Source organism: Streptomyces pathocidini (assembly GCF_001418495.1).
GTDB lineage: Bacteria > Actinomycetota > Actinomycetes > Streptomycetales > Streptomycetaceae > Streptomyces > Streptomyces pathocidini.
The window spans coordinates 1-4,715 of sequence record NZ_LIQY01000181.1 but is presented as its reverse complement, the minus strand read 5'-3'; the positions used below and the strand labels follow the sequence as shown (position 1 = coordinate 4,715).

Below are 4,715 nucleotides of genomic sequence, written 5' to 3'. Positions count from 1 at the left end.
CCGTATGGACCCCTCCCGAATGGATCGTGCGCGAACCGACACGGTGTTCCCCGTCCTGTAGGTCGCCCTTTAGGAACTGTAGAACAGCCGATCCGTTCCTCAACTCGACCAGGTCACGGCGGAGAGGCCCGCCGGAAACTCGACCAGGTCATGGCGGAGAGACCCGCCGGAACCCGCCCTAGATGGCCTGCTTCCGGGTCAGGTGCGTGAAGGACAGCCATCCCGGCAGCACCGGCAGCCAGAACGTCATCAGCCGGAACAGCAGCACCGCCGGCGTCGCGATCTCCTTGGGCAGCCCGGCCGCGATGAGGCCGAAGGTCAGAGTGGCCTCGATGGCGCCCACACCGCCCGGGGTCGGTGCCGCGGACCCCAGCGCGTTGCCCGCGAGGAAGACGACCGCGATGCTCGCGTAGCTCAGCTCGCCGCCGAAGGCCCGGATCGAGGCGTCCAGGCACATCACGAAGCCCAGGGTCAGCAGCAGTATCCCGCCGAGTCCGGAGAGCAGCTTCTGGGGCCGCTGGAGGATGTCGAGCATCCGAGGCACCACGCCCGCGAAGAGCGACCGCACGCGCGTGGAGACGAACTTCCGCAGCGTCGGCACGGCCGTCACGATCAGCGCCAGCACCGCGGCCGTCAGCAGCCCGGCGATGACCGTACGGGACGGGGTCAGCGAGGGGGTGCGCTCGGTCCCCGTGATGTAGCCGAAGGTCAGCAGCAGCACGATGTGCACGCCCAGGCCCGCCAGTTGGGAGGCGCCGACGCTGGCCACCGCGAGCCCTGGGCGTACGCCCGCGCGCTGCAGGAAGCGGGTGTTGAGCGCCACACCGCCGACCGCCGCGGGCGCGACCAGTTTCACGAAGGACCCGGCGACCTGCGCCAGCACCGTCCGTACGAAGGACACCTTCTCGGGCACGAAGCCGAGCAGGTTGAGCGCGGCGGCCACATAGGTGAGGGCGGAGAAGGCGAACGCGGACAGGACCCACCACCAGTTCGCCTCCGCGATCACGTCCTTGAAGCTGACGTGGGTGAGCGTGGACAGCAGGAAGTACGCGGCGAACGCGCCCGCGATGAAGCTCACCAGCGTCCGGGGCCGGATCCGCTCCAGACGCGCGGGCTCGACCGGCGCCTGCGGGCGGATCAGCAGGACCTGCTGCCGGATCTGCGCCAGCAGGTCCTCCTCGCGGGCCTCCTCGACCGCCTCGTCGATGGCCCGCTTCTCGGCGATCCGCTCGGCCCGTACGGCCTTCCGCTCGGCGCGCGACGCCTTGCGCCCCGAGACGGCCTTGGCGCCGCCTCGGTGGGCCTCCTCCTCGCGGGAGGCGCGGGAGGCCTCCAGAACCGCCTCACGCTCGCGCTGCGCCCGCTCCTTGCCGAGCTGCCGCAGCGTGGCGCGGGTGGTCCGGCTGAGCGCGATGTGCTGGAGCAGCGGCAGGCTGTCGGCGATCGCGTCCGGGCCCATGACCTCGACCGCCGCGGCCACCGAGCGCTCCGCGCCGACCCGCAGCCCGAGCGTGGTGAGCAGCTGGGCGATGTCCATGCGCAGGACGAGGTCGCCGGCCGCGATCTCGCCGCCGCGCAGGTCGGTCAGGGCGACCGAGCCGGAGGGGTCGACCAGTATCGCGTCGCCGACCAGCCTGCGGTGCGCGATGCGCCGCGACTGGAGCGCCCGCGCCTGGAGCCAGGCGTTGCGCAGCAGCCCGTCGGTGATCTCCTCGTCGGGCAGCGAGTCCAGGGTGCGGCCGCCGGTGTGCTCGTAGACGAGCATCACGGCGTCCGGGCCGAGCTCGGAGGTGGCGATCAGCCTGGGCGCGTTGGCGCCGGCGGCGATGGCCGCGTACGCGAGCAGGGCCTCCTGCTCCAGGGCCTGGCGCAGCGACTGGAGGCTGCGGCGCTGGGTGATGCCGCGCAGCGCGAAGCGGCGCCACACGCGGTAGAAGAACCCCTGGGCCTGCTGCTCGCGGTCGACGACGGTCACGTCGAGCGGGGGCCCGTCCTCCAGGGTCACCATGTAGCGCCGGCCGCGCTCCTGGTTCTCGGCGTCGGGGGTGTCCTCGGCACGCAGGGCGCTGACCGGCTTGAAGCCGACGCGGCGGAGCCCGGCGAGGAGGTTCTGGCCGGTGGGCCGCACATTGGGGGAGCCGACCGTGTAGAGCGTCCCGTAGGCGACCGTCCAGCCGATCAGGATGGTCACGATGATCGAGAACGGCGTCGTGAACCCGCCGACGAGCACCGCGAACACCTGGAGCGAGAGCACCGCCCAGAGGATCACCCGCCAGCGTGGTCGGCGGGCCATGCCGACAGCCGTCATATAGGCGATGACGGGCGCCAGATAGCCGTGCACCGGGTCGGTGATGTCACCGCTGGGCGCCTGCATGGTCAGCGCGTCCTGGATCGACTCGGGGGCGGACTGCGCCACCCACAGGTCGGTGGCGAGCGAGACGCCGTGCGCGAGGACCGCGGCCAGCACGCCGTCCGCGATGCGCAGCCCGTCGCGTTTGATCAGCCGCTCGACCGCGAAGGCGACGGGCACGATCAGGATGGCGACGCTGGAGGCGAACCCGGCGAAGCTGGTCAGCAGGTCGGGCGCCTGTCCCGTGCCCTTGCCGATGTCCTGTTCCAGGCCCTGGGTGGTGCCGTGCGCGAAGAGCGCGATGACCAGCACGACGCCGATCCCGAGCAGGCCGAGCAGGACGCGTACGAGGTCGGCGGGCCGGTGCACGCGCGCGGGGAGCAGGGGCTCGTCCCCGGAGACCTGGTCGGCGTGGGCCTCTTCCTCGCTGCCCCCGTCGCTCTGCGGGCGCGGCGGCACGTCAGAGGGGCCGGCCTCCTCCGGAGGCTCGGCGCTCTGCTGTCCCGCTGTCTCTCGCTGATCTCGTATCACCAGTCACCGCCCGGAAGATGGTGGCACGACCGGGCCCCCGAGGAGGGCATCAGGGTGCATTTCGGGGGCGGGCGGAACGGAAGGCCCGCCCTGGGGGCCGTCGGCACGGGCTCCCCTGCGGGTTCGGGCCGGCGCTGTCGGTGGCGTACGGCAGCATGGGCCGGATGAGTCGGAAGAGTCCGGAGAGCACCTCGGCGGACCAGTTGCCGGAGTACGCGGAGCGGGTCCTGGAGGTCGCCGAGCAGATCCCGCCGGGCCGCGTCATGACGTACGGGGACGTCGCCGAGTGGCTCGGCGAGGGCGGTCCGCGCCAGGTCGGACGGGTCATGGCGCTGTACGGGGGCGCGGTGCCGTGGTGGCGCGTCGTGCGTGCCGACGGGGCGCTGCTGCCGGGCCACGAGCGGCGGGCGCTCGATCACTACCGCGCCGAGGGCACGCCGCTGCGTACCGCGTCGCGGGCGGCGGCCGGCCATCAGCCGAAGATCGACATGGCCCGGGCGCGCTGGGACGGCGGCGGGGGTGGCGTGGACGAACGAACTCATATCTGACAGCTTCCGCCATTCGTGACCAATAGGGGTATCCGGGGCGAGTGCGGGACCCCCTGCGGAGCGGGATTCCGAGGGCGTAGCGTCATGCACTCGCACCCCGCACGACAAACGGCACAACCGGCGCCACAGCCGACACGCCACACCCACCAGGACCGGCGACCACGTGAGCTCCTCCATCCAGTCACCCGCGCCGCACCGGCAGGCACGACCGTCGGACACCGGCGCGTACCGACTGGTGCGCACCCCGCCGGGGCCGGTGGATCCTCCTGTTCTGGACGCACGCCAGCGGGCAGTGGTTGAGCACTCCGGCGGCCCGCTGCTCGTCCTCGCCGGACCGGGCACGGGCAAGTCCACCACCTTGGTGGAGGCGGTCGCGGAACGGGTCTCCAAGGGCACGGATCCGGAGCGGATCCTCGTCCTGACCTTCAGCCGCAAGGCGGCGGTCGAGCTGCGGGACCGGATGGCGGCCCGGCTCGGCGCGGGCACCTACGGGCCGCAGGCGACCACCTTCCACTCCTACTGCTACGCCCTCGTCCGGGCCCATCAGGACGCGGAGTTCTTCGCCGACCCCCTCAGGCTGTTGTCCGGGCCCGAGCAGGACCTGGTAGTGCGCGAGCTGCTCGCCGGGCAGGCGGAGCTGGCGCGGGAGGGGCGCGGCGGGGTCCCGTGGCCGGACGAGCTGAGGGCCTGCCTGACCACGCGCGGCTTCGCCGACGAGGTGCGGGCGGTGCTGGCCCGCAGCCGGGAGCTGGGCCTCGGTCCGGAGGCGCTGGGCGCCTTCGCCCGCAGGACGCGGCGGCCGGACTGGGCGGCGGCTGCCGGCTTCCTCACCGAGTACCTGGACATCCTGGACCACCAGGGCGCCCTGGACTACGCGGAGTTGGTGCACCGGGCCGTACTGCTGGCCGCGCGCCCCGAAGTCGCGGCGGAGCTGGCGGCCCGCTACGACGCGGTGTTCGTCGACGAGTACCAGGACACGGACGCGGCCCAGGTACGCCTGCTGAAGGCGCTCGCGGGCGGCGGCAGGACCCTGGTCGCCTTCGGCGACCCGGACCAGTCCATCTACGCCTTCCGCGGCGCCGACGTGGGCGGCATCCTCGACTTCCCGCACGCCTTCCCCCGGGCCGACGGAACCCCGGCGCCCGTCGAGGTCCTGGGCACCAGCCGCCGCTCCGGTGCGAAGCTGCTGGCTGCCACCCGCCTCCTCACCCGCCGGATGCCGCTCACCCGCCTCCCGTCCGAGGCGGTGCGCGCCCACCGCGACCTCGCGGCCGTACGGGACGGGG

3 protein-coding genes are annotated in these 4,715 nt (G+C 73.0%); 2 read left to right on the top strand and 1 reads right to left on the bottom strand.

The genetic code is table 11. From position 1 onward, the window contains the following. Positions 1–178: 178 nt before the first annotated feature. The gene (locus tag AOK16_RS10770; RefSeq protein ID WP_079101245.1) at positions 179–2,881 is read right to left on the bottom strand and encodes a lysylphosphatidylglycerol synthase domain-containing protein; all 2,703 of its coding nucleotides are present in this window, start codon (positions 2,879–2,881) and stop codon (positions 179–181) included. Between the two features lie 164 nt (positions 2,882–3,045). Between AOK16_RS10770 and AOK16_RS10765 the strand changes: the two genes are divergently transcribed. Together AOK16_RS10765 and AOK16_RS10760 are read left to right on the top strand one after the other, a co-directional pair. Beyond that, the gene (locus AOK16_RS10765) at positions 3,046–3,429 is read left to right on the top strand and encodes an MGMT family protein (RefSeq protein ID WP_055472027.1); all 384 of its coding nucleotides are present in this window, start codon (positions 3,046–3,048) and stop codon (positions 3,427–3,429) included. Positions 3,430–3,592: 163 nt separating this feature from the next. Beyond that, the coding region (locus AOK16_RS10760; RefSeq protein ID WP_157859170.1) for an ATP-dependent helicase at positions 3,593–4,715 on the top strand (1,123 nt) is incomplete at its 3' end.